This is a genomic window from Ruegeria sp. O11, from assembly GCF_056535285.1.
Window position 1 is genome coordinate 17,825 of record NZ_JBQERS010000009.1, and the last position, 26,061, is coordinate 43,885.

General features: G+C 54.2%; 27 protein-coding genes and 1 tRNA gene. 6 read left to right on the forward strand and 22 right to left on the reverse strand.

The features are described 5' to 3' along the window. Positions 1-172: 172 nt before the first annotated feature. Positions 173-1,378 (forward strand): MFS transporter, encoded by a 1,206-nt coding sequence (locus ACRZ91_RS15530; RefSeq protein ID WP_170542426.1) that lies wholly within the window; start codon positions 173-175, stop codon positions 1,376-1,378. A 58-nt stretch (positions 1,379-1,436) separates the two neighbouring features. On the opposite strand, the gene ACRZ91_RS15535 is transcribed toward ACRZ91_RS15530, so the two are convergent. From ACRZ91_RS15535 to ACRZ91_RS15560, 6 genes are all read right to left on the reverse strand, one after another. Further along, complete coding sequence (locus tag ACRZ91_RS15535; protein ID WP_480906938.1) at positions 1,437-2,912, reverse strand: NAD-dependent succinate-semialdehyde dehydrogenase; 1,476 nt, start codon at positions 2,910-2,912, stop codon at positions 1,437-1,439. A 216-nt stretch (positions 2,913-3,128) separates the two neighbouring features. After that, positions 3,129-5,351 (reverse strand): HEAT repeat domain-containing protein, encoded by a 2,223-nt coding sequence (locus tag ACRZ91_RS15540; protein ID WP_480906940.1) that lies wholly within the window; start codon positions 5,349-5,351, stop codon positions 3,129-3,131. 320 nt (positions 5,352-5,671) lie between these two features. Continuing rightward, complete coding sequence (locus ACRZ91_RS15545) at positions 5,672-6,694, reverse strand: aspartate-semialdehyde dehydrogenase (protein WP_010443042.1); 1,023 nt, start codon at positions 6,692-6,694, stop codon at positions 5,672-5,674. Positions 6,695-6,973: 279 nt separating this feature from the next. After that, the gene (locus ACRZ91_RS15550; protein WP_480906942.1) at positions 6,974-7,099 is read right to left on the reverse strand and encodes a hypothetical protein; all 126 of its coding nucleotides are present in this window, start codon (positions 7,097-7,099) and stop codon (positions 6,974-6,976) included. A gap of 12 nt (positions 7,100-7,111) precedes the next feature. Then, the gene (locus tag ACRZ91_RS15555; RefSeq protein ID WP_480872901.1) at positions 7,112-7,243 is read right to left on the reverse strand and encodes a hypothetical protein; all 132 of its coding nucleotides are present in this window, start codon (positions 7,241-7,243) and stop codon (positions 7,112-7,114) included. A 15-nt stretch (positions 7,244-7,258) separates the two neighbouring features. Beyond that, a complete protein-coding gene (locus ACRZ91_RS15560) occupies positions 7,259-8,431 on the reverse strand; it encodes an MFS transporter (RefSeq protein WP_480906944.1) in 1,173 nt (390 codons plus the stop codon). Positions 8,432-8,577: 146 nt separating this feature from the next. Here ACRZ91_RS15560 and ACRZ91_RS15565 point away from each other — a divergent pair, with 146 nt between their 5' ends. After that, on the forward strand, positions 8,578-9,720 hold the full coding sequence (locus ACRZ91_RS15565; RefSeq protein ID WP_480906946.1) for a DUF3095 domain-containing protein: 1,143 nt from the start codon (positions 8,578-8,580) through the stop codon (positions 9,718-9,720). On the opposite strand, the gene ACRZ91_RS15570 is transcribed toward ACRZ91_RS15565, so the two are convergent. Continuing rightward, entirely contained in the window at positions 9,717-11,126 is a 1,410-nt protein-coding gene (locus tag ACRZ91_RS15570; protein ID WP_480906947.1) for a pyridoxal phosphate-dependent decarboxylase family protein, read from the reverse strand. The two genes, ACRZ91_RS15565 and ACRZ91_RS15570, sit on opposite strands and share 4 nt — an antisense overlap. Positions 11,127-11,275: 149 nt before the next feature. Between ACRZ91_RS15570 and hpaR the strand changes: the two genes are divergently transcribed. Together hpaR and ACRZ91_RS15580 are read left to right on the forward strand one after the other, a co-directional pair. After that, entirely contained in the window at positions 11,276-11,710 is a 435-nt protein-coding gene (hpaR, locus tag ACRZ91_RS15575; protein WP_170773808.1) for a homoprotocatechuate degradation operon regulator HpaR, read from the forward strand. Between the two features lie 152 nt (positions 11,711-11,862). After that, positions 11,863-12,759, forward strand: a complete 897-nt coding sequence (locus tag ACRZ91_RS15580; protein ID WP_480906949.1) for a helix-turn-helix transcriptional regulator — start codon at positions 11,863-11,865, stop codon at positions 12,757-12,759. 8 nt (positions 12,760-12,767) lie between these two features. Here the strand turns inward: ACRZ91_RS15580 and ACRZ91_RS15585 are convergent, their stop codons facing one another. Together ACRZ91_RS15585 and ACRZ91_RS15590 are read right to left on the reverse strand one after the other, a co-directional pair. Continuing rightward, entirely contained in the window at positions 12,768-13,982 is a 1,215-nt protein-coding gene (locus ACRZ91_RS15585) for a winged helix-turn-helix domain-containing protein (protein WP_480906951.1), read from the reverse strand. Positions 13,983-13,988: 6 nt separating this feature from the next. Next, positions 13,989-15,014, reverse strand: coding sequence for a LacI family DNA-binding transcriptional regulator (locus ACRZ91_RS15590; RefSeq protein WP_480907082.1), 1,026 nt, complete (start codon positions 15,012-15,014; stop codon positions 13,989-13,991). Positions 15,015-15,129: 115 nt separating this feature from the next. Between ACRZ91_RS15590 and ACRZ91_RS15595 the strand changes: the two genes are divergently transcribed. Continuing rightward, positions 15,130-15,206 (forward strand) — tRNA-Arg (locus ACRZ91_RS15595). 241 nt (positions 15,207-15,447) lie between these two features. Here ACRZ91_RS15595 and ACRZ91_RS15600 read toward each other — a convergent pair. The 13 genes from ACRZ91_RS15600 to ACRZ91_RS15660 form a co-directional block, all read right to left on the reverse strand. Continuing rightward, a complete protein-coding gene (locus ACRZ91_RS15600; RefSeq protein ID WP_480906953.1) occupies positions 15,448-15,660 on the reverse strand; it encodes a hypothetical protein in 213 nt (70 codons plus the stop codon). Positions 15,661-16,007: 347 nt separating this feature from the next. Continuing rightward, positions 16,008-16,670 carry a hypothetical protein gene (locus ACRZ91_RS15605; protein WP_480602812.1) on the reverse strand — a complete coding sequence of 221 codons (663 nt, stop codon included), beginning with the start codon at positions 16,668-16,670 and terminating at the stop codon, positions 16,008-16,010. 315 nt (positions 16,671-16,985) lie between these two features. Further along, a complete protein-coding gene (locus ACRZ91_RS15610) occupies positions 16,986-17,372 on the reverse strand; it encodes a hypothetical protein (protein ID WP_480602814.1) in 387 nt (128 codons plus the stop codon). A 199-nt stretch (positions 17,373-17,571) separates the two neighbouring features. Then, the gene (locus ACRZ91_RS15615) at positions 17,572-18,273 is read right to left on the reverse strand and encodes a hypothetical protein (RefSeq protein WP_480602815.1); all 702 of its coding nucleotides are present in this window, start codon (positions 18,271-18,273) and stop codon (positions 17,572-17,574) included. Then, positions 18,270-18,497, reverse strand: coding sequence for a hypothetical protein (locus tag ACRZ91_RS15620; RefSeq protein WP_480602817.1), 228 nt, complete (start codon positions 18,495-18,497; stop codon positions 18,270-18,272). The genes ACRZ91_RS15615 and ACRZ91_RS15620 overlap by 4 nt, the downstream gene beginning before the upstream one ends. Continuing rightward, positions 18,494-18,661: a hypothetical protein gene (locus tag ACRZ91_RS15625; protein ID WP_480602819.1), complete on the reverse strand. Its 168-nt coding sequence runs from the start codon at positions 18,659-18,661 to the stop codon at positions 18,494-18,496. The genes ACRZ91_RS15620 and ACRZ91_RS15625 overlap by 4 nt, the downstream gene beginning before the upstream one ends. Then, entirely contained in the window at positions 18,661-18,966 is a 306-nt protein-coding gene (locus ACRZ91_RS15630) for a hypothetical protein (protein ID WP_480602821.1), read from the reverse strand. Before ACRZ91_RS15630 ends, ACRZ91_RS15625 begins: the two co-directional genes overlap by 1 nt. 20 nt (positions 18,967-18,986) lie before the next feature. Next, positions 18,987-19,499, reverse strand: a complete 513-nt coding sequence (locus ACRZ91_RS15635) for a helix-turn-helix domain-containing protein (protein WP_480602823.1) — start codon at positions 19,497-19,499, stop codon at positions 18,987-18,989. Positions 19,500-19,577: 78 nt separating this feature from the next. Then, positions 19,578-19,850: a hypothetical protein gene (locus tag ACRZ91_RS15640; RefSeq protein WP_480602825.1), complete on the reverse strand. Its 273-nt coding sequence runs from the start codon at positions 19,848-19,850 to the stop codon at positions 19,578-19,580. Positions 19,851-20,314: 464 nt separating this feature from the next. Further along, on the reverse strand, positions 20,315-21,595 hold the full coding sequence (locus tag ACRZ91_RS15645; RefSeq protein ID WP_480602827.1) for a virulence-associated E family protein: 1,281 nt from the start codon (positions 21,593-21,595) through the stop codon (positions 20,315-20,317). Further along, entirely contained in the window at positions 21,583-22,545 is a 963-nt protein-coding gene (locus ACRZ91_RS15650) for a toprim domain-containing protein (RefSeq protein WP_480906956.1), read from the reverse strand. Before ACRZ91_RS15650 ends, ACRZ91_RS15645 begins: the two co-directional genes overlap by 13 nt. Then, positions 22,542-22,763 (reverse strand): hypothetical protein, encoded by a 222-nt coding sequence (locus ACRZ91_RS15655; RefSeq protein WP_480906958.1) that lies wholly within the window; start codon positions 22,761-22,763, stop codon positions 22,542-22,544. The genes ACRZ91_RS15650 and ACRZ91_RS15655 overlap by 4 nt, the downstream gene beginning before the upstream one ends. A gap of 144 nt (positions 22,764-22,907) precedes the next feature. After that, on the reverse strand, positions 22,908-24,050 hold the full coding sequence (locus ACRZ91_RS15660; RefSeq protein WP_480602833.1) for a tyrosine-type recombinase/integrase: 1,143 nt from the start codon (positions 24,048-24,050) through the stop codon (positions 22,908-22,910). Between the two features lie 438 nt (positions 24,051-24,488). Here ACRZ91_RS15660 and ACRZ91_RS15665 point away from each other — a divergent pair, with 438 nt between their 5' ends. Beyond that, positions 24,489-25,793, forward strand: a complete 1,305-nt coding sequence (locus ACRZ91_RS15665) for an IS630 family transposase (RefSeq protein WP_480720835.1) — start codon at positions 24,489-24,491, stop codon at positions 25,791-25,793. Positions 25,794-26,061 lie beyond the last annotated feature (268 nt).

The following is a 26,061-nucleotide window of genomic DNA, read 5'->3' on the forward strand; positions in this document are numbered from 1 at the left end:
GGACCGAAGGGGGCTGGGAACTTGAGATTGGTTGCTTTCGACGGGGCAGCCAGTTCGCTCATCGATGGCAAGGCTGCGGGTGAGTTTGTCCTGATTGAAAACGGTTGCCCGACAAGTGAAAAGTTCTGCCCTTTCCTCTTGCTTTAGCCGCGTACCCGTCCGATAGGGCGATATGTTCAAAAGCAGAGCCATAACCTTCATTCTGATCACGCTGATGATCGACGCCATCGGTATCGGCATCGTGTTCCCCATCATGCCCGACCTGATGGATCGCGTTGGTGCTGGGGACACCGGGCAGGGCGCTTTTTGGGGCGGGCTGCTGATGGCGGCCTATGCCGGAGCGCTGTTCCTGTGCGGCCCCATTGTAGGCAGCATTTCGGACGCCATCGGGCGCAGGCCGATCCTTATAGCCGCCTTGGTCATGCTCGCGCTGGATTACGTGATCATGGCATTGGCTGACAGCTTCTGGTTGCTTCTTCTCGGGCGCACGCTCGCAGGTTTGGCCGGGGCAACCTACATCACTGCGACGGCTTACATTGCCGACATATCTTCTCCCACCGAAAAGGCTGCAAATTTCGGTCTGATTGGAGCGGCCTTCGGAATCGGGTTTGTACTTGGGCCAGCCATCGGAGGCATTGCAGCCGAGATCAGTATCACCGCGCCGTTCTGGATCGCTGCGGTTTTATCCGCCGCGAACGCCCTGTTCGGTGTGTTTGTATTGCCCGAAAGCCTGACACCCGAAAAACGCCGCCCTTTTGGCAAGCGCGATCTGAATCCGTTCAAATCGATCTTTGACGCCTTCCGGTTTCCGGGGCTGGCGATACCGCTGCTGTGCATTTTCATCTTTGAATTTGCCAATATGGTCTATCCGACCCTTTGGGCGTTTTGGACGCGTGAAGTTTTCGACTGGCCGACACTCTACATTGGGTTGTCGCTTGCTGCTTACGGCGTGTTGCTGGCGATTGTGCAGGGGGGATTAATGCCCCTTTTCATCAAGTGGATTGGCGATTACCGCACTTTGATGCTGGGGATGATGTCCGCGCTGATTGGAATGATCGGATTTGGTTTCACAGCGACGATCACCGCCCTTGTGGTCTTTCTTTTGCTGGCCGCCTTGTCTGATCTTGTGCCCGCATTGATGACGGCAATGGCCTCGAACCAGGCCGACGAAGACCGTCAGGGTGTGGTGCAGGGGGTTATCGCGTCGCTATCATCTGTTGCTGCTGTCCTGTCGCCCCTGGTGATGACCGGTCTGTTTCAGGCTTCAGTCGATGCTGAAGGCGTCTACCTGCCGGGCGCACCCTTCTTTTTCTCGGCCGTTTTGGTGTTGGCGATGATGCCTTTGGTGGTTCGTTTGCGCGGGCACGCTTCAGTCTGAAAAAAAACGCACCCGCAGCGACCCGCGAGTGCGTTGGCTTTCGACGATTTGAATGCGCTTACTGGATTTCACCCATACAGAGATACTTCATCTCTAGGAAATCTTCGGTTCCGTATTTCGAACCCTCGCGGCCCAGACCGGACTGCTTGACACCGCCAAACGGTGCGACTTCGGTCGAGATCAGGCCGGTATTAACGCCCACCATGCCCGATTCAAGCGCCTCGGCAACGCGCCAGACCCGCGCCAGATCGCGGCTGTAGAAATACGAAGCCAGGCCGAACTCACTGTCATTGGCCATGGCAACGACGTCGTCTTCCTCTTCGAACTTGAACAGAGGGGCAACGGGGCCGAATGTTTCATCCTTCGCGACCTTCATGTCGCGGGTTACGCCGGTCAGAACGGTGGGTTCAAAGAACGTCCCACCCAGATCCGAGCGTTTGCCACCCATCGTGACCGTCGCGCCTTTAGATACCGCGTCCGAGATGTGCTCTTCGACCTTGGCGACCGCTGCGTCGTTGATCAACGGACCCGTGGTGATGCCGTCGCCAAAGCCATTGCCCACATTCAGATCTTTGGTTTTCTCGGCCAGCTTGGCGGCGAATTCATCGTAGACACCTGCCTGCACATAGATCCGGTTGGCGCAGACGCAGGTCTGACCGTTGTTGCGGAACTTGGCGATCATCGCGCCGTCCACAGCCGCATCCACATCGGCGTCGTCGAACACGATGAATGGCGCGTTGCCGCCCAGTTCCAGCGACATCTTCTTGATGGTGCCTGCTGCCTGACGCATCAGGATCTGGCCTACACGGGTCGAGCCGGTAAAGGTAATTTTGGCAACCTTGTCGTTGGTGCAAAGCTCGTTACCTACACCCGAGCTATCGGTGCCGGGGATCACGTTGAGCACGCCTGCCGGGATACCCGCACGTTCGCCCAGTACTGCCATCGCCAGCGCCGAAAGCGGTGTAAGCGTTGCAGGACGTGCCACAAACGTACAGCCCACAGCCAGCGCCGGGCCGACCTTGCGCGCGATCATCGCGTTGGGGAAGTTCCACGGTGTGATCGATCCCACCACGCCCACGGGCTGCTTTAGCACCACGATGCGCTTGTCACGCTGGTGGCCGGGGATCACGTCGCCGTAGATACGCTTTGCCTCTTCCGCGAACCACTCGATGAAGGACGCGCCATACAGAATTTCTCCGCGCGCTTCAGCCCAGGGTTTTCCCATCTCAGCGGTCAGGATGGTCGCCAGATCATCAGCGTTTTCGACCATAAGATCGAACCACTTGCGCAGGATCGCGCCGCGTTCCTTACCGGTTTGCGCGGCCCATTCCTTTTTCGCAGTATAAGCAACATCAATGGTCTGCCTGGTGCCTTCGATGTCGATATCCGACACATTGGCGATCAGATCGCCGGTGGCAGGGTTGTGAACCGGAAAGGTTGCCTCACCCTCAACCCATGCGCCGTTGATATAGGCGCGGGTTTCCAGAAGGCTAGGATCCTTCAGCTCCAGTTTCGTCACTTTGGTGTCCAGCATGATCAGGCTCCTTTAGTAGCGTCGACCGAGGCTTCGAGGAATTACATGGCCTTGGCGAAGATTTTGTCCTGTACCGTTAGTGGTGCGAGGAATCGGATTACGTTCCCATATACGCCACATGTCAGCAGGATCAATCCACGCCTCATGGCTTTCGTATACACAATCTCACCATTTCTGTGTTTGGGTCCTGTCTCCGGGCAGAGATCAAGGTCGCCACTATTGTGAGTATCCGCGTATCTGTTCAATGGCTCGGGCGGCGAAACTCCCCGACAAGGATTTGTCAACGCTTGCTTCCAATGCGGGCAACGCAGATGAGGCACTTTCTCCAATTTCTCCCAAAGCAATGGCTGCTTCTTTTCTGACAAAAACCGACGGGCTGTCGAGCAGCTTGATCAACTCAGGAACTGCTGGTGCTGCTTTGGCACCAAACAGCGCCAATCTTTGAGCTGCTTCACGTTGTTCCTTGGCATCCCCGCGTGACAAATCGGCTTTGAGGCTTGCTATCGTTGTACTCGGTGCAAGCGCGGCCAATCGAAGGCCTTTTTTCAAGCGATTGTTCAAATATTGCTGCGCGCCAATCCAGCGCACGATAAAGAAGTACTCGCGAACAACTTCGTTCAGAACCCGCTCACGCTTTCCCTTCTGCCATTGATCGATCATTGCCCGCGCAGAGCTCCGATCGCCATTTAAGGCCAAAACCGAGGCCGCAAATGGCATCAATTCAATTGCCTGAGGGTTCCGATCCACTTCATGCAATATGGCCGCCTCTGCGCCGTTCAGATCATCCATTGCAAAAAGCGCAGCACCTTCAAACAACGCGTAGTGGCTGGGATACGCAGGGTCGAGACGCATTGCAGCCTGTACAAAGGCCAGTCCTTCCTCAGGTTCACCGCCCGCAATCAGGGCCCATCCCATTGTCAAATGCGCCTCTGGATCGCTGGGCTGCAGGGCAATGGCTTTTGCAGCCTCTTGCCTGGCTTCATCCGTTCCCCGACTTACGCCCTGGGCACTGTCCCAATCTGGAAGGTTAAGACTGACTATCGCCCGAACGACGTGGATCAATGAGGTGTCCTGCTGCGTCAGTTCGCGGAAGTACTTATAGAAAAGACCAATATGCATCTGTTCGTCAGCGCCTGCGAAGCCTGTCCAATGGTGGAAAATGTGCGGTCGTAAATGTGCCAGAGCAAGAGTCGCCCAGGCACGCCCATAATCAGGATCCAACTCGACTGCGCGTTCGAAATGCGGAATTGCAGCCAGATTGTCGCGTTCATTGAAACGCGAATAAAGCTCCCAACCGCGCTGGAATGCTTCGCGTGCTTCGATGGTTTCCGTTTCTACGTTTTCGATTGCGATTCGACTTTGAGAATCGAGAGGAACATCAAGCTCCTGCGCAATCGCCAGCACAATGTTGTTTTGCAGGTCAAAAATCTCGTCAATTTCACCATCGAAACGTTCGGCCCAAATCAATCTACCGTTTACCGTGTCGGTCAGGCGGATATTGACCCGAAAACCTTCGTCGGTGCGTCTAAGACTTCCATCGACGACGTAACGAACACCCAGTTTTTCGGCAAAGCCTGGAACATCAATGTCGCGGTCCTGAAAAGCGAAAGAGGTATTTCCCGCGATGACAAATAAGCCGGAAATGCGGGATAAATCCGTAATCAGGTCCTCGGAAACGCCGTCGATCAGCATCTTGTTGGACGGGTCGCTGGTAAAATTTGTCAACGGAAGCACGGCAATTGATGGCAAGTCTGGTAGCGGGTAGGCCAATTGCGCTTCTGAGGCGCGCAGTTGCCCCTTTTTCCAGGTCATTGCCCCGAAATACCCCATCAATATCAGCACAGCCATAACCGCAGCCAACTTAAGAAACCGTGACGCATTTTTCGCTTTCGGTTTTGTCAGAAAGGGTGCCGCATCAGTTTGTATTAAGAAAGCCTCAACCGGTTCTGCGATGTTCTTGACTGATTGCGGACCAATTGACTCAAACCTGAAAGAAACCTTGTTGCGGGCATACTCAACGATCGACTGCGACGCGATAATTCCACCCGGTTCCGCCAATGCCTCAAGCCGCGCGGCCACGTTGACGCCGTCGCCCAATATGTCATTCGAGTTCGAGACGATATCACCGACATTCAATCCAATCCGAAAAACGATGGCGCGGTCAGGTTCGATATCTGAGTTTCTTTTTGAAAGTTCCGATTGTATCTCGACCGCCGCACGCACCGCATCGACCGCGCTGTGGAATTCGATCAGAAAGCTGTCACCCGCCGTGTTCGCAATGCGCCCCGAATGCCCTGAGACCAATGGCTCTATGACTTCGGCACGGATCAAACGCAACTTGTCTATGGTGCCTTCTTCGTCCAAGCCGATCAGTCTTGAATAGCCTGCGATATCGGCGGCTAAAATAGCTGCTAATCGACGATTTGGTCGGCTTTCCATAATTTCTCAGCCTATCATTTGGGCATTTTTCTGGGAAATGGTTTTCACGGCAGAGCATTTTACGCTTACATTTGAATGCTGCGCGCCAGCTATCTGGATTGAGATGAAGGTCTCAGGCCGTTGAATTTGGGCGATAGATGCCGTCCAAGAAGTGATAAACTGAACGTCAACTCTGCCCGCCAGACGATCGATGGTCGTTGCTGGTTTTTATCAGCAGCAGGCGTCGGCAGTCCTGCGGGCTAACGCCCCTTTGCCCTCAAAAAAGAAAAACCCCGCTGATGGCGCAGCGGGGTTTAATCGACTTTCGAAATTGTGCAGCCTCAGCCCTTTTTCAGAACCTCACGGCCCAGCAATTCTGCAATCTGAACTGCGTTCAACGCTGCGCCTTTGCGCAGATTGTCGGACACGCACCACAGGTTCAGGCCGTTCTCGATGGTCGAGTCTTGGCGGATACGGCTGATGAAGGTGGCGAAGTCACCCGCGCATTCGATGGGCGAGACGTAGCCGCCCGCTTCACGCTTGTCGATCACCATGATGCCCGGCGCTTCGCGCAGAATGTCGCGGGCTTCGTCTTCGTCCAGGAATTCCTCGAACTCGATATTTACGGCCTCAGAGTGGCCAACAAAGACCGGAACGCGGACGCAGGTGGCTGTGACCTTGATCGACGGGTCGACGATCTTTTTGGTCTCGACAACCATCTTCCACTCTTCCTTGGTCGAGCCGTCTTCCATGAAGACGTCGATCTGCGGAATGACGTTGAAGGCGATCTGCTTCTGGAACTTTTTCGGCTCAACTTCGGTGGTGGGGTTGTAGATGGCCTTGGTCTGATCCCAAAGCTCATCCATGCCTTCCTTACCGGCACCGGAAACCGACTGATAGGTCGAGACAACCACGCGCTTGATCTTGGCCCGGTCATGCAGCGGCTTCAGAGCCACAACCATCTGCGCGGTCGAGCAGTTGGGGTTGGCGATGATGTTCTTGTTCTTATAGTCGTGGATCGCCTGCGGGTTACATTCCGGCACGATCAGCGGAATGTCCGGGTCATAGCGATAGAGCGACGAGTTATCGATCACCACGCAGCCAGCTGCCGCCGCCTTGGGGGCGTAGACTTTGGTCGCCTCGGAACCCACGGCAAACAGCGCCATGTCCCATCCGGTGAAATCGAAAGTATCCAGGTCCTTGGTCGTGAGTGTCGTGTCGCCAAAGCTAACCTCGGTACCCAGTGAACGACGGCTTGCCAGTGCGGCAAGTTCATCGACGGGGAACTGGCGTTCCGCCAGGATGTTCAGCATTTCGCGGCCCACATTTCCTGTGGCGCCGACGACTACGACGCGATAGCCCATTTCATGTCTCCAAAGTTAAGGACGCGCGTTCATAGCCGCGTTGCGGCAAAGAAAAAAGAGGCGTTTCGGCTTATTTCACCCCGTCACACCGATTTGACACAGTTCAATACCGTTCAGGGTTGTTTCAGCAAGGATCGACAAACCTCGACAATTGCCTGCGCTTCGCCTTCGATTCGAAATTCTGTTCGACATGGGTGCACGCGGCGTGTTCCGCGGTGGTTAATGCGGCGCGGTCAGGCAGCATATCTTCCGGCGCACTGGCCATCGCCTCAAGCGAGGTCAGGCCAAATCCTTCGTGCCGCGCGGAGTCACGAACAGATCGAGCGCGCGATAGGTCTCGACAATCTCATCCCAGAGGTGTTCGCCCAGAAAATGAACGCGGTCTCCAAGCCCGGCGTCCTGCAATTTTTGTTTCTGCTAGGCTTCGAACGCTTTGGTGGTGCAGATGCCGATCATCTTTTCACCTATCGGCAGCAGCCGGATAACCGTAGTCGTCACACCTGACGGGGAAAGTTTCAATTTGAGCGCAACTACTTCGATGTCCCGCACGGGTGGGCTCCGGTTTCAGTCCACGCTGTCCCGACTGAACAGATAGATCACGCAACCAATGGCAAGGGTGGCGGCGAAAAAGCCGAAGATTGCGGTATAGGGCGCCGAGGGGCTGATCGCGGCGCTGGCCGCATGGATGCGCCCGGTGGCAAATTGCGCCAACCCGACACCGCCGATGCCGAAGAGGTTCAGCAGGGTAACACCACGCCCGACCAGATGCGCTGGAATGAAGGCGCGACCATGCGCCATGATGACCGGAAAACTGGCGCCCAGAAAGCCGATGACCGCAAGCAGAAAGACCGAGAGCCAGACGCCCCCGTCGATCCAAAGGCACAGCAGTCCTAAAGTGGCTGCGCCCAAGGCGTTGCCACCGAAGATCACCCATTTGCGGGTCTTAAGGATGCGGTCCAAAGGCCCATAGGCAAAGGTGCCCGCAATCATCGCGGCACCCATGATCAGCGTTGCCTGCCCGATCTGAGTAGTGCTGAGGTCAAATACATCGCGCAGATAAGGCCCTGCCCAGAGACCGCGCAACGCCGCAGAGGGCGCATAGGCCACCAGCATAAGTGGCAGGATGGTCCAGAGGGCGGGCTCTTTCAGCAGGTCCAGAACCGATCCTTTGTGTTCGGTCTCGACCTTATTGGGGTCATGCACCGTCAGCCAGATCCCTGCAGCCACCACGCCCGAAATGATCGCCAAACCACCCAAAGTTGCCCGCCACCCCATAAGCTCAACCGCCAGAGCCGTCGGGTAAGAGGCCACCAGATTGCCGACTGATCCAACGCCCAACATTACTGCGGCGAGCGTGGCGAATTTGGCAGGTGGAAATTCTCTGGCAAAGATATAATAGGACGCCATCAGGACAGGTGAACAGCCAACCCCGATCAGCGCCATGGCCAGCGCAACATGAAACGGAGTGGTTGCGATGGCGAATAGGCCAGCCCCGCCTGCGCCGCCAATCAGCAACAGCATCGCAGAGCTGCGCCTCGGGCCGACACGATCCAGAGCCCAGCCCACCGGGATTTGCATTGCGGCAAAAACCAGAAACCAAAGCCCCGACGCAAACGCCAGGTCTTCGGGCGTGGCTCCGATGTCTCTGCCCAGATCGGTAGTCAGCACGGCCAGGAAGGCGCGAAAAAACTGGCTGAGGACGTAAGCCAGACATAAAACTATCAAGCCTGTCTGCATCTGCTGCCTCTATTGCCCGTATGCCCTGCCGAGATGCTTTGCACGTTGTGCAGGTCTGCACAAGCGCTCGGGGTGGTGCGAAAGGGGCAGACATCCTTCACATTTAGGCTATCTTCAAAGCAGTTTTGGGAATTTCAGAGAGTGTTATGCCCCCTTCAGACTCTTTATTTTATGACTCAGTCCCTATTTCAGACAGCTTCCTGCGACTGAGCGATCCGGTGCAGTTTACACCTTTGCCTGATACGTGGGTTTTGGGAGTCGCGGATATCGTGGACTCGACCGGAGAGATCGCGCGTGGCCGTTACAAAACCGTCAACATGGTTGGTGCTGCGGTTATTTCAGGCATGATCAACGCGCTGGGAGGTCGTGTTTTTCCTTATGTCTTTGGCGGCGATGGGGCCGGCTTTGCAGTGCCGGGCGAAGATGCCAAGATCGCGCGCGAAACGTTGGCGGCTTTGCAGAGTTGGGCCGAAACAGAATTTGCCATCACTTTGCGCGCAGGGCTGGTTTCGGTAGCTGACATCCGAGCAGCTGGGCGCGATCTGCGTGTTGCCCGCTATGCGCCCTCTACCGGTGTTGACTATGCGATGTTTACAGGCGGTGGATTGGCCTGGGCCGAGGCGCAGATGAAATCCGGGCGCGCCGCCATTCCACCGGCTGGACCTGACGCGCAGCCCGACTTGACGGGCCTGTCTTGCCGCTGGTCCAACAGTCCGGCCCGCCACGGTCAGATAGTATCTCTGGTAATTCAGCCAACATTAGAGTCTAGCGAGGCCGATTTCGCGGCTTTGAGCCAATCCGTTTTATCGATCGCCGAAGGGTTGGACCGGGCCGGTCATCCGGTTCCCCAAAAGGGACCGCCGATGAGTTTTCCTCCGCCAGGTATTGATATCGATGCCCATGTCTCACGCGCTGGGCGCAATTTGCTGGTTCAGAAGATACGGCTGATGATCGAAAATATGCTGATCGGTCTTCTGTTCAAAACCGGTATGAGATTGGGCCAGTTCGAACCCAATCACTATAAAGAAATGGTCAGCCGCAACGCGGATTTTCGCAAATTTGATGACGGATTGAAAATGACATTGGATTGTGACCCATCCACGTTGGAGCAGATCACCCGGATGCTGGAAGACGCTCAGGCACGCGGTAAGATCCGATACGGCCTGCATTCTCAGCAAGAGGCCATGATGACCTGCTTTGTGCCCTCTGCAATGAGCGATGACCATGTGCACTTTGTTGACGGTGCCTCAGGCGGCTACGCGCAGGCCGCAGCTGTGATGCGGGCCTAAAGGCTGCGCGCGATTTCTGTAATCACGTCATATGCCATCAAAACATCGCTCTCGGTGGTTTCGAACTGCCCAGCCTGAAAGCGGATGACCAAATCACCGTCAACGCGGGTCTGGGTCAGATAAATCCGCCCGTCATCATTAATCGCATTCACCAGCCGCAAGTTCAGGTCGTCCAGGTCGATGGCGCCCTGCGGCTCATATCGGAAGGTCCACAGCGACCACATTGGCGGTGTGACGATCCGAAAGTCCGGCTCAGCTGCCAGTCGATCATGCAGCGCGACCGACCAGTTGACATGATTGCGCAGCCGTTCACGCAGCCCCTCTAGCCCGTAGGTTCGGATGACAAACCACAGCTTTAATGCCCTGAACCGACGGCCCAGTGGTACCGACCATTCCGAGTAGTTGATGATTCCGTCTTTCCCATGGGTTTTTAGGTACTCTGGGCTGATCGCTAACGTGCGGACCAAATCATCGGGGTTCTTCAAGAAATGTGCGCAGCAATCGAACTGGACACCTAGCCATTTATGCGGATTGAAGACGATGCTGTCAGCTTGTTCGATGCCCGGCCAGTATTTGCGATATTCGGGACAGATCATAGCAGAGCCGGCCCAGGCAGCGTCGACGTGCGAATAGAGCCCGTATTTACGCGCAATCTCAAGGCAGCGATCCACCGGATCAGTCGCCCCGGTTCCTGTTCCACCAACGCAAAGGATCACACCAGCCGGCTGTATACCAGAGTCTAAATCGGACTGAATCGCTGCTTCAAGCGCGTTTGGATCGATCCCACGCCAATCACCTTGAACTGGGATGCGCACAAGATTGTCTTGTCCGATCCCCGAAACCCAAATGGCGCGGTCGATTGAGGTATGTACTTCGGACGAGCAATAAACACGCAGTGGCTTTTGGCCAAAAAGACCCTGGCTGTTTCCCTGCCAGTTCATTGCCTTTTCGCGCATGGTCAACACAGCCGCTAGCGTCGCCGAAGAGGCGGAATCCTGTATGACCCCGGCAAATCCTTCAGGCAGGTCCAGCGCCTCGCGCAGCCAATCCATCATCCGCGTTTCCATTTCGGTCGCGGCGGGAGAGGTCTGCCACAGCATACATTGCGGCGCGATGGCACTGGCCAGGAATTCAGCCAGCACCGACGGCGCCGACGCGTTCGAGTTGAAATAGGCGAAGAATCGGGGGTGCTGCCAATGGGTGATACCGGGCATCACGATCTGTTCAAAATCGCGAAAAATACTTTCGATTGCTTCACCATGCTCGGGCGGATGGGTGGGTAGGGCGTTCAGAATATCGCCAGGCTCAGTTCTTGCACGAACGGGCTTGTCGCCAACGGTCAGGTGATAATCTTGTGTCCAATCAGCGATTTTTTTGCCCCATACGGAAAATTCGTCCCAATTCATTGCGGTCTCCTTGCGGCTAATCTGATCTGCCTACTGAATAATCACTTCGACTCACTATTAATGAACAAGTTAATTAAAATCCAGCCCTGCAAGTTTGCGTGAACTTAGCAATCTATTGCGAAACAAAGGGAGTCGCGTCAAAATTAACCATGACGAATAGTTTGCCGTTGACGTCTCGATCACTGCCGATTGCCTTGTTGCGTGCGCGCGAAAGGGTGATGGGGCCGATACGTGGTGTTTTAGCTGACGCAGGGGTAACTGAACAACAATGGCGCGTTCTGCGCGTCTTGCAAGAAGAAGGTCCGCAAGAACCCACGCAGATCTCAGAACGCGCTTGTTTGTTGCTTCCCAGCCTGACTCGGATTCTGAAAAAGCTGGAAGATAAAAAGTTGATTAAACGGCAGGCCGTCGAAAAAGATCGTCGTCGCCAGATCGTCGAAATCACCAAAGAAGGAATGCAGATCATTCACGCCAACTTGCCGGAAATGTTGCGGTTGGCGGCACAAACGCGCGAATTGATGGGGGCTGAGCAACACGAAACACTGCTGAATCTTTTGAGCGAACTACACGAACTGAAAAGCTAATTACTCAAGCTGGATAGACTCTAAACAATGGTTTTTGTTTGTTTTTGGGGCAGCAATTCCTGCATCGGTTCCAGAGCTTGTACAATATCGATTGCCCGCGTCGTTCTAGCGTCGTAGCTTGAGGGTCACTTGGAACAAACGGTCTGACAAAAATGGATGGGCCCAAGCCGCAAAAACCGGCACAGCCTAAAGAATTCGCCACGCAGGATTTGAGCGAGCGCGTTGGAGCGCGTGTGCGGAAGGCCAGGCAAATGCGCGGCATTCCGCGCCGGGTTTTGTCGGAAAGCTCGGGTGTTTCGCCTCGGTATCTGGCACAACTCGAAGCTGGTGAGGGCAATATCTCGATCGGAGTACTGCATCGGATTGCGCAGGCTCTGGATTACAAAGCCGAATGGCTGATCGGCGAAGAAGATCCCTGGGATTCGGATGATTTGCAGATGCTCGAACTGTTCCGGCAGGCCAGCGATGACGTCAAAGACAACGTCATGAGGGAACTGTGTCCCGATCCTGCTGAGAATGCTCGGGCACAGCGGGTTTGTCTTATCGGTTTACGTGGCGCGGGGAAATCAACGCTGGGTGCTCTACTTGGCGCTGCGCTTAAGCTGCCCTTTGTGGAACTGACGGCTCAGATCGAAGAAATGTCGGGGATGCCATTGGCTGAAGTCATGGCCTTCTACGGGCAAGAGGGATATCGCAACCTCGAAGCGCAAGCGTTGGACCGGGTCATTGCCGCCGATGATCGAATGGTTCTTGCTGTCGCTGGTGGCATCGTTTCAGAGCCTTCGACCTATACGACATTGCTGAGCCGGTTTCACACCGTCTGGCTTCGGGCCACACCCACCGAGCATATGGAAAGGGTGCGCGCGCAAGGCGACGAACGTCCCATGGCAGGAAATCCAAAAGCAATGGAGCAGCTCAAGTGCATACTCGCCAGTCGCGAGGCATTGTACGGGCGTGCGAACGCTCAGCTGGATACATCCGGGCGGACCGAGAATGAGTCGATCAGAGATCTGATGGAGCTTTTCGAAGAACATGGGTTCTTGAGGTAATACAGGCTCTATTTAGGGTCTTTCAGCCAGTTTCTAGCGAATTCTATGGTGTCTAGATCAGCGAATCGTCGAACCCGGTCAAGTTCTGCTTCCAGCCGTCGGGTTCTTGCATCGGACCAGCGGACGGATTGCTCGGGCCACATTGCCCGAACATGCAGATTGCCGTGATTACGGTGTGCCTTCATGTCGATACGGCCGATCATACGGTTTCCCTCCATCAAGGGGAAGACGTAGTATCCGTAAATGCGCTTGGGCTCGGGAACGAACACTTCGATGCGATAATGAAACCCAAATAGGCGTTCCGCGCGTTTACGATCGCGCAGCATGGGATCAAAAGGACTAAGAACCCTGATCCGACCGGGCGCTTCTGGCAGCGCTGCCACCTGTTCGCATATTTCGGGCCGTGCAAAGACTTTGCGGTCATTCCCATCCGCACACTCTACGAATATTTCTGCGATTATTCCCTTTGTCAGAGCCTGATCACACCACGCCTTTGCCTCGCTGGCGCTGACGGTATCCCAAAATGCCGCCAGCTCTCCTGACGTGGCAAAGCCCAGCCGGTCGAGTGCCGCGTTACAAAGCCAATCCACGGTTGCATCTACGTCACACGCTATGCTGCCGGGGCAAAGTTGGGTGTCGATAACCCGCTCCGTCAGATCATAGCGTTTCTGAAACCCCTCACGACCGATTACAGTCAGCGCCCCGGATCGCCAAAGGTATTCCAGCGCAGTTTTTGACGGATGCCAATCCCACCAACCACCAGACCCCTTCTTCTCATCTTTGCCCACATCGGATGATCCCACGGGACCATGATCGCGAATGTGCTGAAGAACAGATTCGAATCTCTGTTCAAAGCCATCACGTCGCCAGTTCTTCCATCGGGCTTTCAGCATGTCGGCATCGCGAAGGAACCGCAGGTGCCAATGGCGATAGAAATCCATCGGGATAACGGCAGCGTCATGGGTCCAGTGTTCGAACAGCGCCCGATCACGCTCGTAAAGTCGCTTGAGGTTGCGCGGGCGATAGCTTGGTCGGCGCGCATACAGGATCATATCATGGGCGCGTGCGACCGTGTTGATGCTGTCGAGCTGCACAAACCCCAGGCGGTGGATCAATCGCAACAGATCCTCACCTTTAGAACCGCCTGCCGGCTGCTCCAGCAACGCGTGGCGATCCATGAACATTGTCCGCGCTTGGCGGTTGTTCAGGCGTTGCAGGGTCATGGGATCCTAGCGTCGTTTTAACGTGTCACCAAAGCTGATCTTAGGGGTCAAGGTGACACGGGTATCAACCTCTGACTCTGGATCGGCCAGCTTTGCCGCGATGATTTCTGCAGCGGTACGCCCGATCTCGGTTCGGCAGGCATCCATCGTCGCCAGCTTACGCGGTAATCCTTGTAACAACTCGACGTTGTTGAACCCGGCGAGGCCAATCTGACCCGGCACTTCAATCCCCTGATCCAGTAGATACAGTAGCCCGCCTGCGCCGATCATGTCGTTGGAATAATACAGAAAATCCAACTCAGGCGAACGTTCCAACATGGCTTGCGTCATCTCTCGGCCTTTGGCCAGCGCTGAACCGCCCGAGTAAAACTCGCGATCTTCGATCTCGATCCCGTGCTTGCCGAGCACTTCGGTAAAGCCTTCAAACCGTTTGCGGGCACGGTGATCCAACGGCATCTTGGTACCCATGAAACCGATATGCTCATATCCAGCCTTCAGGATCGCCTGTGCCATCTCGCGTCCGGCGCGGCGGTGTGAGATTCCTACCATGGCATCGACGGGCTTGCCATCGGTATCCATGATCTCGACCACCGGAATGCCTGCCGAATCCAGCATGGCGCGGGCGGCTTCGGTATGTTCCAGCCCTGCAATGATCACGCCCGAAGGCCGCCACGAGAGCATCTCGTACAGCACCCTTTCTTCCTTTTCAGGCAGATAGTCCGTGACACCGACCACCGGCTGAAGTTCAGTATCTTCCAGTACCTGATTGATGCCCGTCAGAACCTCGGGGAAAACCATGTTCGACAGCGATGGAATGATCACTGCCACAAGGTTCACCCGGCTTGATGCCAAGGCACCGGCGATCTTGTTGGGCACATATCCCAATTCCTTCGCAGCAGCCAGAACGCGGGTACGGGTGGCGTCCGATACATCCCCGCGATTGCGTAGCACCCGGCTGACTGTCATCTCCGACACTCCGGACGCTTCTGAGACATCACGAAGGGTAAGCGGGCGTTTTGTTTCTATTGTCACCGGGGATACCTGCATTGTTTGTTTCCGCGATGGTAGCGTGAACAGGGTGATCTGTTCAACTGTTGTGCAAAGCCGATGACAATCCGAATAAACCCGGTTACAGAAAGCGAAACGCGGCCCCGTGGCTCAACTGGATAGAGCAGCCCCCTCCTAAGGGGCAGGTTGCAGGTTCGAATCCTGCCGGGGTCGCCAATAAAATAAGGGTTTCAGGCTGATACGAATAGGAAGTCAGTGCCGCCGTGGGTAAATGGTGGGTAAATACTGCACTCATTTTTGTACAGGCAATACACAACCAACCGCGCTTACATTGGTAAGCTGGGTGCAACCAAGACTGGGTTGATCGGTTCATCATTGCGGCGGCGATCAACCCAGTCTTGGCAGAGCCAGAAAAACCAGAAAGTTTAAGGAAGATCAGTTCAAGTTGGGTTCGCATCTAACCCGGCTCAGGTGCGCCGTGGCTGGCCTGAATGTGCTGGCTGCTGGCTACCCCTGAACTTGTTCCCTGAGCTTGCTCGGGTCGGGTCACTGTCCCGCCAGAGCCGAGAAAGCTGGGAAGTTCGAGCAAACTCAATTCGCATCCCACCTTCAGTTGAGCGGGGCTGTGGCGCTGCGTTGGCTTCAGATGCTGGGTGCGTGGCCTGACCATTCACTGTCCCTTCCCACTGGGCCTGCTGTTCTCGCTTGCCTCTCTTCTCAGCCGTGCCATCTGCCATCTCGCTCCTCCTCCTCTCTCACTGTGGTGAGGACCGGCTTGACGCCGCCCCCTCACCCCAAGGGGGCGGTGGCAAGGCGGGCCGACATTGCTTTCTTTCTTCTTCTTTCAGGCTGGGCAGTACTGGTTGATCGGTGCGCTTCGTTTGATTGGTTTAGTTTTTCCCCGGGGTGTGTCCTTCTTCTCTGTCAAGGTACCTCGGGGTCCAAAACTTTAGACGTGGATAGGTAATATCACCCAAACTCAGGATATTGTTCACACGGCTTTTGTTCTCAGAATTGTCATCGGGAACTTTGGTCTGCTGCACCACTCGATATGTTGCGTTGGTCCCAAATGAGTGAGCGAAGAGACCGTTCTTCACACTCATGCCAAGCTACAGCCACCAGCGCGTATTCAGCATCGCTTGGGCCGTGCGTTCTTGCCCGACGCACTGCATCTTTGAGGGAACTAGTCATATTATAGGCCGCCTGTACTGAGCCAAAATCAACATCAAGCTCTTCAGCCATGTGGGACATTTCAATTTGCATGCATCTGTTGAAGTAGATTTTGTTCACGGCCCAATAGCCGCCCACTGCAACGCCAGACCATACTAAAGCCCAAAAACAGTACCGGACTGCGCGATTTAGTACCGGGATTTTTGAACGAGCGGAGTTGGCAAAGCGATGCGATGCACGCTTACCGTCGCTCACCAGTCTTGCTGTGTCAGTTTCGGCAGGTAGGACAATTTCACCTGTTTGCTCGATACGTTGGGCAAGTTTTTCGAACCGGCGAGACCGTTCCTCGTGTTCTTCCGCCTGTTTCAGCAATTTGGCGCTGTGTTTTTGGCTGTGCGCCGAGAGTGCCTCGTTGGTGAGTTTTGCTGCTGACGAGGCTTCGATCTCGGCGCGTTCGTTCCAATAGGCGCTGGTTCCAATTGGGTGCCTTGAGGGTATTGGGTCAGGCATTAACTCTCGCCATATGAATTTTTGAATGGGAGTTGTGATTTGGCACAGCTAATTTCATGCTTCAACCAATTTGGGTCGAGGATGTTCTGAGGAGCCGAGTAGATCACCGACGCGCTCGTGCGGTCATGCGCTCGCTTTCATCTGCACTTGTCCAATTTTCGCCTTTGTGCGAGCTAGGTGCAAAGATGAAGTACCCGATAAAAGCAACGACGATTAGGCCGCAAAAAGCTTCACCGATGTGCGTGTTGGAGGGTTCAAGTTCTACAGCCTGCTTAGGCAGATCAACCCGCCAGTGCGGATATAGGGGCAGAGGGTTTAGAGTTGGGAAGTCTGGCATGTCGTCGGCGAACATTTGACATCCTTGTTCATTTTTGCGGCTTCGCGTTTTAGGATAGTGAGAACGCGCTGACGTGCAATGATCTCTTCCTTGATGCCTGCGGCAAATGTGTTGAGCGTTTCGACATCGCGGCTGACCTTGGTACGGGACAACATGGCGTTGACGCCCTGTTCGTACACTCTGGCTTTGACGGAAAGGCTTTCCATGACGCCAAAGCCATCTGGGTTCTCTTTCATCACGACAGCTTTTTCGTCGCGATCCATAGCGCGGTATCGCTTGATCAGAGCGATTTCATCTTTTGTAAAGGCAAGGTCTTTGAAAACCTGTGCCTGTTCGATCTTCATCGGTGATCCGGCAAGTTTCATTGTCTTCTCCGTTATGAGGACCAGAACAGGACATCTCGGGGTTCGCCGTGCGTGCGAAACGACTTGTTGCAGCGATCACAGCGCCGATGTCCTATGTGCTGTGACATGAAGACCTTGCTGCACATCAAACAGGTTCGCTTTGCCTTTTGTACAGGCTTCTTGAGGGTCTCTGGCACTTTGCCAGTACGAAGAACGATCATCAGGCAGCGGACTTCTTACCGCGTTTCTTCTTTTGATCCATGTACCGCGCCAATCCACCCTGATAGGCCACGCTGTCTCTCGGCTGCTGGTGCCAAAGGGTATTGGTTTCGAGGTGCGTGTGAATTTTCAGGCCGTGTGCGTCGCCCAACTTGCCGGAATAAAACGCGATGATCTTCTCAGCCGTGTTTACGTCCCGGTAAGATGTGCTGCCTTTGTAACCCTGCCCCTTGAGGGCGAGATCGAAGAGATCATTCAGCGCCTGATCAAAGGGTGACTGAGTATGTGCGGTCGGCTGTCGATCCAGACGTTTCCAATAGATGAACGCCGCATCGGCCAGCAACTCATGGTATTCGAGCGCAGCAGCGGCCATCTTTTCGATGATTTCCACAATGTCTTTCTGGGATGTCGTGTATTCATACGCACAAGTCTCAGAATAAGCATCACGGGCGGCTTGCTGAGCGGCTGCGTGGGCCTCCTTTGCCTTGTCCAGCATGTCACGCAACACCAACACCTTGGACAGCTCCTCAGCGCGGCGCTGAGCGGCCCCATCAACGTCCTTCAGATCAATGTTTGTAACCTTGGACGCCTCCTCTGCGGTTTTCAGCTTGGCTTCAACTTCGGCAATGGAGAGTTCTGCATCAGCAACGGATTGTACGGCCTTGTCACGCGCAGCGACCAGCTTTTGATATTCGGTACTCATCCGCGCAGTCCTCCACGACCAACAGTGTTGCGTTGACGTGATCCCGGTGCGGGCGCGTGTCCGAACGTGCGGCTGAAGTATTCAGAGACGATCTGACGGGCTACCGCCGAATGTTCTGATCCATTCATCGTGCGATAGTCATCAGAGTTCATGATCTTTTCGATCTGCATGGCTTGCGGATCGCCCGAAGCCACCAAATCGCTGAATTTTGGTCCTTCACTCATTTGTTCAGTCCTCGCGTATCTGGGCTGCGCAGCGGAACATGCGGCCCCGGTTGTGGTTTGTCCTTAATCCCCGGTTCGATCACCTGTCCGCGCTTTGGTGAGAAGATGCGATCACTCAGAATGGACACATTCTTTGGAGGACGCTTAGGAGGCTGCTTGCGCATCACTTCCCTCCTTTCAGCTTCAGTTTCTTGGTGTACTTTTTGCGTTTTACAATCTCAGTCCGGTCTTCCCCCGCCGCAGGTCGCAAAGTGTCTGTAGCTGTGCGACCACCGGACGTTTCCTCTGGGTGCGTCTGCTTTGGCGGGGGAGACGGATTGAAGCGTTTCAGCTCCAATCGGGGAGATACCGGCTTTGGATCAGGGTCAGAGGATGTGGCCTGCTGCATGGTTTTGATCCGCATGTCGTGGATCAATTGCTCGTTAAACGAGCGATCCGATTGCTTACCCGCAACAACAGGTTTGCCCATTCCCCTGTTCCACGGATGCATTACGCCGCCTCCGGTGGGGATGGATCATCGTCCAACTCAATAACCGGCGCATCCAGTTTAGCTCTCAATTCTGCAATCTCAGCACGAAGGCGCTGGTTCTCAACGGCTGGATCACTATGCGAGTTAAGCGGATCAAATGGCTGGCCGTCGCCAAGATTGATTTCAATGCTCAATCCCGCCCTTCGGTCGTCGGCGTCCTCTGCTGTAACACCGCTGTGTTGCGCCAGCGTGTCGATCATTTTTGTAACGGCCATTAACCCGGCTTTGGGGCTTCTGGCCTTCTCCATTCCGATGTCCACCAATTCAGGAAGATGTGCGCCCATCTTGGCCTGAACGGCAGCACGAAACGCCAGCTGGAAATCTTCGTCTGTCTTCCAGCGCAAAACAGTTGTTCGGTGGACGCCCAGTTCAGCCGCAATATCTTGCATCCGTTCGCCATCCAGCAACATTTCAAGTGCTCTCTGGTGGCGTGGATCAGTCAATTTAGGCGGCGATGGAATAAGATTGCTCATATTGCCAGAATACTTGATGCAGATTGCATCACCTAGCGATCAGCGCAAAATTATTCGAATAATTGCCTGTTCAGAGATTTAAAGTAATCCGATGGCCTGAAGCGCCGCCAAAACAAACATGCCTAGGGTTGAAAGTGAGGCTATGGCAGCAAGCCAGAATTCGTTGGTACCCAGCCGAACAACACTGCGCGTTACAATCTCTTTGCCATCCCAGTAAAGCGTGTTGTCTTCCGCGTGGACACCAATCAAAGACAGCGTATCGATGCTGATAGAATAAACATCTTCTGGCCAATCGTCAGGCCGTTCTCCTGTACCAGCATACTTTCGGATTTCGTCAAAATCAGTCTTCATTCAAAGCCTCCAAATCATGGGGCCGACGTTGAGGCCCCATTCAACTGGGGTCAATATGCTGCATCCGTGCAAGCCAATAGGAAAGTTAAATATCCGTGATGCCTTGATTGTTCGCATCAGAGAGGTTGATGGGTTGTTGACCCCCTCTAACCAGACCCCATACGGGGTTACTGGCTTACTCTCTGGCACTGCCAGTTCAAAGGCAAAAATTGGTTAAGTCAGGCGGTAGACAGCGAGTAGACAGAGTAGACAGCGAAGGCGGTTATTGGGGTGAAAAAAGTAGACAGTAGACAGAGTAGACAACAATGCATGGAGTTTTCTCAAATTGGTATAACCCATTGATATATATAGAGGTGGGGTAAATAGGGGGGGTGTAGGTGAGTAAAAAGAGCCGTACATAGGAAAAGATGTCTACCGTGTCTACTCTCTACCCGATTGGGGTAGGTGGGGCCGTGGCCCCGACCTCATTTTTTGACGTATCTTGCGCGTCCTTTATGGGGTCCGCTCGTGAATTGTCCGTCCCGTTCCCAGCCAAGCTGGTTGAGGCAGTCGGTGACGCGGTTCACGGATTTCCGATCCATCTTGTCGGTTGTGAAGTGAAGAACAGTGTTCAGGATTTCAGAGGGGGCAACCTCTGACTTTTCATGCAGTTCTTCCGTGATCTTTTCCAACCACGGATCAACTTCCATTCGTTCGGCCTGCACTTTCTCAGCGACTGCAACCATGTGCTTGGGCAACCACCACTGCTCTCCGTTCTTGTACGCATGAACGGCCTCGGCCCAAAGCTGGTCTCGAACCTCAATCAGTCCGTCCTCGTCCAGTGATCCGACGCACTTTAGTGGTAAGTATCGTCGGTTCCCTGTCGGGTCTTTGAGGTAGTTGTCCTTGTTTGTGGTTCCCATGAAGATGCAGGATCGCGGCTCCTTTTTGTATCCCGGCTTAAAGGGTCGCCGGTAATCTTCGATCTTGCGGGTCATGAACGCTTTGATCCGTTCGTTCTCAGCCTTTCTGAGTGCGTCCAGCTCAGCGAACTCCACGATCAGGTGTCCCGGCAGGTATTGCGATGCCTCCTTTGGATTACCGGACAACGGGGGCAACTGATCCCCAAACCATTCTTTGTATGGGCAAAGGGCTTCGATCATCGTGGATTTCTTCAACCCCTGCTTACCCTCAAGAACGGCCATCGTGTCCACCTTGCATCCGGGGTCAAGCACCCGTGCGACTGCTGATACAAGAATAGAGCGCCCGACCAACCTGACGTATTCATCAGGTTCAACGCCCAAGTAGTCCGATGTCCAAGTGTCCAGTCTGGCGGCTCCATCCCATTCGAGGCTGTTCATCCAGTCTCGCGCTGGATTAATAACAAACCTTTCTGCATAGGCGACCATTACATCCCGCACGATTTCTTTGCTGGCTTTCTTGAAACCATTTCGGTTGAACCAGACGGTTCCAGCCACGATGTCACGAGCCTCCATATCTCTTGGGAATTCGGACTTGGGGTGCCTGCTTCCAATGATCGGCCTGCGTAGTTCGACCTCCCTTCGGAATTCGTTGTAATACAGCACGCCCTCCCAATCCTCATGCAGTTCCAGCATCAGCATTGCGTTTGCTGTATTCCAGATAGGCTCACCACTTGGCCCCAAGATTACGTTCGTACCGTCGATGCCTAATCTTGGGCTGATGTTGCCCCCCTTATCGAAAACTTCGATACTGGTATCAGCGGGCTTCTTGCTTACTTGGTCCATTCTGCCCGTCCTTTCATCGGCTCCCAGCCAGATTGCAGAACGTCGTTCCAATCCATTGATTGGGGCGGCGTCATCACTTTCACCTGTGCGTGCCGATACCTGCGCTGGACTGATTTCAGAGCCTGTTCCCCGGCTTCGCCGTGGTCGTGTGCGATGTAGAGTGTGTGGCAGTCAGCGTGATTGAAGGTTTGCAATCCCATCGCAGTACCGCCCGCCCATACATCGAATGGATGACCAAGGTGTTCGCTGAGATATACGGCGGCTGACATTGCGTTTTCGAAGCCTTCGGCAACCAGAGCGACCCCTGATCTTGAACTGTCGTACCCAAGCTGGATGGCAGAGCCTGCGGCGCGTGCGCCCTTGGCATATCCCTTCCAGTTGTTGGCCGGGTTCCACTTGTGCAGGGTGCTTCGATACAGTCTTTCGCTTTTGGGATTATAGCCCCACCCGATTGAGACAACGCACTTCCACCGTGATGACCAGCGGGTAGACGGAAACCAGTTGATGAAGTCGGGGAATATTTCGAGGCTCACCCGTCCATCCTTGTCGATGGTTACGGGTATTCCTCGGCGCTCCCACCGCTCTACGTGTGACATGCGCAGCGGAATGGAGTTGAACCATGTTGAGTGTATGAACGGCGGCCAAACAGGCTTACGTTCCGTGATCTTCTTTTGAACAGGCAATTCGACCGGCTTGCCGCCTGCCCAATCAACAATGTCGGGGATGACATCGCGAACGGGCTTACCCTGAGCATGTGCCCAGAGGGTAATCATGTCACCGGAAACCCCAGCCTCAAAGTCGCAGAAGGTGCCATCACGGGACACGGACACCGACCCTTTGCGGCCCCACCTTTGATACTTGCTGTCGCGCGTCTTTGGCTCTCCCAGCAGCATCTCAGCGACCTCAAAGGCGCTGGCTGTCAGCTTGTTTCTGATTTCGTCGGTGATCATGCTGCGTCTCCGTCATAGAGACCGGCATAAATCTCGCCCATGTTCTCAAGGTAGTAGGTCCACGCATCCAGCGGAATAGCTGACATATGCGGCCCGATCTTAACGATCTTTGGGATTGGGTCGTTGGGATCGGATTGCTTACGCCAGAAGGTGGCGGGTGACATGACGCCGTTCAGGTCGCGGATACAATCCGCAGCTCGTCTCATTTTGGCAGGCATAGGAAAGCCCTCCACAGTGTAGAGTGAAAGCCTTCCATTCCCGCTTGGCGTTATGCGGCGTGGGTTATCACACTGGCCACGACAGTAGCGCAGGAGTGCCGCCTACGCTCAGCGCATGGGTCTGCCGCCCATGCTCGGCAAGCTTCAGGCGCGTAGCTTTTGCTGCTCACCTGCCAAGGCCAACACGATATGCCTATCCCATTGGGACAGGGCGTCTCGCGCCTCTTCGAGAAAGTCGTGACGCAAATACACGGGGGTGGCTGCGTCGTAGTGTCGGTGTCCAAGCACGGCGCGTATGACCTCACGATCAACGCCAAGACGTTGCAGGCCAGTGCCGACAGTGCGTCGAATGTCATGCTGTCGCCAGTCACTGGTGCCGCTGTCACGCTGGATGCGATTGCTGAGCTGTGAGAAGCCGCTGTACGGGCGATCACCTGTTGTTGAAACAACGTACTCACCCAAGACAGGCAGGCCATTGATAACGGCGAATGCGCCGGGGCTGAGCGGTACACGCCTGCTGTCGCCGTTCTTGGTTGCAGAGAGTGTGAAGCAGCGCGCATCAAGATCAACGTCAGCCCAGCGCAGATTGGCAATCTCGCCTTGGCGACATCCGGTCAGAAGCAGCAACTTGATTAGGCTGTCGCCGGGGTTTGCTTTCCTGAGAGCAGACCAGATGCGGATAACTTCGTCGTCGCTGAGTACGCGATCACGAGTAACAGTCCCGCCCTTTGGCTTTTGTACCAGCATTGCAGGGTTGGTGCTGATCAGACCCTTGGTTTTCATGCACCAGCCAAGAAACCGCTGAATATCCCGGTGGACCATAGCGGCTTCAACCGCTGCACCACGGGCCTGTACAGAAGCGATAATGGTGCGGATGTGTTCAGCGCCGAGCTGACTAAGTGCAAGGTGTCCATACCGTGGGCATAGCTCCTTACGCAGCACACGAATGACGTTGCGGGGTGATTTGAGGGTTGGGCAATGCTCTTTGATGTATGCCTCTGCCGCCTCTGTAACGCTCTCACAGAGCAGCGGGTGATCGTCGGCTGGGTGTCTACCATCAGCGATCATAGCTTTGAACCTGATGGCCTGTTCCCTTGCCTGACTGATCGACATTTCAGGCCACGACCCAAAGCTGTGCTTGCGGTTCTTACGCTCCTTACCAGCGCCGAACATGAACTGAATGATCCAGCTCTTTCGGCCTGCCGGTGTGACGCGCAGATACAGGCCGTTTCGGCCATCGGTGTGCATTCCGACCGGGGCGTTGCGAACGAACTTAGAAGACAGCATTGGGTAAACCGTGGGTAAATTCAGCTACAGACTTACTCAATATCGTAATGTCTCACGTTGTCACATTCAACTGAAAATAAGGGAAATATGTGGGTTGTTGGAATGTGGTGAGATAATCGGTGCGCCCCCTCCTAAGGGGCAGGTTGTAGGTTCGAATCCTACCGGGGTCACCATAACTATCTATACTAATTGGAAAATCCTGTAAATTTTTAGTTTTGGCTTCTTTCTCGTAATGCTGATTTTCGGCGACTTTTGGAAGAAAGTGGCACAAATTTGACACAAAATTTGGGGTATTATTTGCTTCACCCCAAAATATAGTTAATTAATTTACACCGCCGCAAAACTGTCCGACAGATTTAAGGTGCTTTTCGTTGACTAAATGCGACCACTTTCGGGCGATAGATTAGTGTTGGAGGAGCTGCTTTAGGAGTAAGATCAATGGACAACTTTCCTTCTTCGGACTTCTCTAAGTTGCTTGACCGAGTGATGTCACTCGCCCGGGAAAACTCGGAAATGCGCGAAAAAGAAAGGTCCGTAATACTTCTGATGGCTCATATTTCGCAGGGGCACTACACACCGGATCAACTTGTTGAGCACGTGCCGAAGCATCGTCGCAAAATTTTTCTTAAGAGCATTGCGCCCGGACTGGCCAACAGGTCCCGGTACTACAGGAACCGAGCGCTAGTGCTCACTTTTAGCCTACTAGGGGTGAATGAGGGACTAATTGCCGAGTTCATAGGTTATTCAAGATGGGCTGTAAGGAGGTTCGTTCGCCGGTTTTCGAACGGCGATCACAAGGGTCTGTTTGAACCTCGTAAGAAGCCCCGAAAATACGACGACAAAAAACTAAGAGATCAACTTTTTGAAACGCTTCACGAACCCCCAAGTGCTTACGGCATCAACAGAACCACTTGGACAATCGATCTTTTGCACAGCGTTCTAAAAGCCAAGGGTACGCTAATAAACAAAAATGCAATGGGGCAAATATTCCGAGAGGAAGGCTACTCCCGATGTAAAACTCGAGAAGTACTCACAAGCAACGACCCAAACTACCGCGAGAAGTTAATTAAGATCACCCGCACATTGAGGCGGCTTGGTCCCATGGACCGCTTCTTCTCGATTGACGAATACGGCCCAGTTTCTGTTCGCGAACGAGGTGGCCGGCGTTTGGTCAAACGCGGTACAAAACCTACCGTGCCTCAATACCAGGACTCGAAAGGTTTCTTGATTGTGACTGCTGCGTTGGAGTTGAGCAGCAATCAAATAACCCATTTTTACTCTAAGAAGAAGGATACAGAAGAAATGATTAAGCTGCTGCACGTACTTCTTCACGAGTATTTTGACTGTCGAAGGCTCTATCTCTCATGGGATGCCGCCTCATGGCATTCTTCGAAAAAATTCCTTGCTGAAGTGAAACGCGTCAACAAACGTGAATACCGAAATACCTACCAGTCACCGATGATCAAATTGCGGCCGTTACCGGCGCGAGCGCAGTTCCTCAACGTTATTGAGTCGGTGTTCAGCGGACTTTCTCAGTCCGTAATACACAACAGCAATTACCAATCGGTTGAGGAAGCTAAGTCAGCGATCGACAGGTACATTTCGGAGAGGAACGCCTTCTTCCAATCAAACCCAAAGAAGGCTGGGAACAAAATTTGGGGCGAAGAACAAGTGCCATCGTACTTCAGTGTTTCTCACAACTGCAAAGACCCCAGGTTTTCCGGCTTGGGATCGATCCGTTGACTCGCTACTGAAGTACCAGCCGCCTTTTTCGTGCAATGCAATAAGAATTGGCATTTTGAGATTTGAGCCAATGAACGTGACTATGTATTAGACTAAGAGAACAAACTGAGAACTATCGAGTGGCCAAGCGGAGTTAAGTTCAAAAAACAGCGAAATTCGTGGCACAAATTTGACACAAAAATCCAAAGATTCCTTTTAACTACATGAAATTAAACACAAAAAACAGGCAACATGTTCCTCTCCTAAGGGGCAGGTTGCAGGTTCGAAT

Excerpts from the sequence above, each read along its gene's own strand:
- ACRZ91_RS15655 (WP_480906958.1), bottom strand. The coding sequence starts at position 22,763 with ATGCCTGCCAAAATGAGACGAGCTGCGGATTGTATCCGCGACCTGAAC.
- ACRZ91_RS15620 (WP_480602817.1), bottom strand. The coding sequence starts at position 18,497 with ATGAGTGAAGGACCAAAATTCAGCGATTTGGTGGCTTCGGGCGATCCG.
- ACRZ91_RS15650 (WP_480906956.1), bottom strand. The coding sequence starts at position 22,545 with ATGATCACCGACGAAATCAGAAACAAGCTGACAGCCAGCGCCTTTGAG.
- ACRZ91_RS15665 (WP_480720835.1), top strand. The coding sequence starts at position 24,489 with ATGGACAACTTTCCTTCTTCGGACTTCTCTAAGTTGCTTGACCGAGTG.
- ACRZ91_RS15535 (WP_480906938.1), bottom strand. The coding sequence starts at position 2,912 with ATGCTGGACACCAAAGTGACGAAACTGGAGCTGAAGGATCCTAGCCTT.
- ACRZ91_RS15635 (WP_480602823.1), bottom strand. The coding sequence starts at position 19,499 with ATGAGCAATCTTATTCCATCGCCGCCTAAATTGACTGATCCACGCCAC.
- ACRZ91_RS15540 (WP_480906940.1), bottom strand. The coding sequence starts at position 5,351 with ATGGAAAGCCGACCAAATCGTCGATTAGCAGCTATTTTAGCCGCCGAT.
- ACRZ91_RS15610 (WP_480602814.1), bottom strand. The coding sequence starts at position 17,372 with ATGAAACTTGCCGGATCACCGATGAAGATCGAACAGGCACAGGTTTTC.
- ACRZ91_RS15630 (WP_480602821.1), bottom strand. The coding sequence starts at position 18,966 with ATGGGCAAACCTGTTGTTGCGGGTAAGCAATCGGATCGCTCGTTTAAC.
- ACRZ91_RS15640 (WP_480602825.1), bottom strand. The coding sequence starts at position 19,850 with ATGAAGACTGATTTTGACGAAATCCGAAAGTATGCTGGTACAGGAGAA.
- ACRZ91_RS15580 (WP_480906949.1), top strand. The coding sequence starts at position 11,863 with ATGGATGGGCCCAAGCCGCAAAAACCGGCACAGCCTAAAGAATTCGCC.
- ACRZ91_RS15605 (WP_480602812.1), bottom strand. The coding sequence starts at position 16,670 with ATGCCTGACCCAATACCCTCAAGGCACCCAATTGGAACCAGCGCCTAT.
- ACRZ91_RS15585 (WP_480906951.1), bottom strand. The coding sequence starts at position 13,982 with ATGACCCTGCAACGCCTGAACAACCGCCAAGCGCGGACAATGTTCATG.
- ACRZ91_RS15545 (WP_010443042.1), bottom strand. The coding sequence starts at position 6,694 with ATGGGCTATCGCGTCGTAGTCGTCGGCGCCACAGGAAATGTGGGCCGC.
- ACRZ91_RS15565 (WP_480906946.1), top strand. The coding sequence starts at position 8,578 with ATGCCCCCTTCAGACTCTTTATTTTATGACTCAGTCCCTATTTCAGAC.
- hpaR (WP_170773808.1), top strand. The coding sequence starts at position 11,276 with ATGACGAATAGTTTGCCGTTGACGTCTCGATCACTGCCGATTGCCTTG.
- ACRZ91_RS15560 (WP_480906944.1), bottom strand. The coding sequence starts at position 8,431 with ATGCAGACAGGCTTGATAGTTTTATGTCTGGCTTACGTCCTCAGCCAG.
- ACRZ91_RS15625 (WP_480602819.1), bottom strand. The coding sequence starts at position 18,661 with ATGCGCAAGCAGCCTCCTAAGCGTCCTCCAAAGAATGTGTCCATTCTG.
- ACRZ91_RS15615 (WP_480602815.1), bottom strand. The coding sequence starts at position 18,273 with ATGAGTACCGAATATCAAAAGCTGGTCGCTGCGCGTGACAAGGCCGTA.
- ACRZ91_RS15600 (WP_480906953.1), bottom strand. The coding sequence starts at position 15,660 with ATGGTCAGGCCACGCACCCAGCATCTGAAGCCAACGCAGCGCCACAGC.
- ACRZ91_RS15660 (WP_480602833.1), bottom strand. The coding sequence starts at position 24,050 with ATGCTGTCTTCTAAGTTCGTTCGCAACGCCCCGGTCGGAATGCACACC.
- ACRZ91_RS15645 (WP_480602827.1), bottom strand. The coding sequence starts at position 21,595 with ATGGACCAAGTAAGCAAGAAGCCCGCTGATACCAGTATCGAAGTTTTC.
- ACRZ91_RS15570 (WP_480906947.1), bottom strand. The coding sequence starts at position 11,126 with ATGAATTGGGACGAATTTTCCGTATGGGGCAAAAAAATCGCTGATTGG.
- ACRZ91_RS15530 (WP_170542426.1), top strand. The coding sequence starts at position 173 with ATGTTCAAAAGCAGAGCCATAACCTTCATTCTGATCACGCTGATGATC.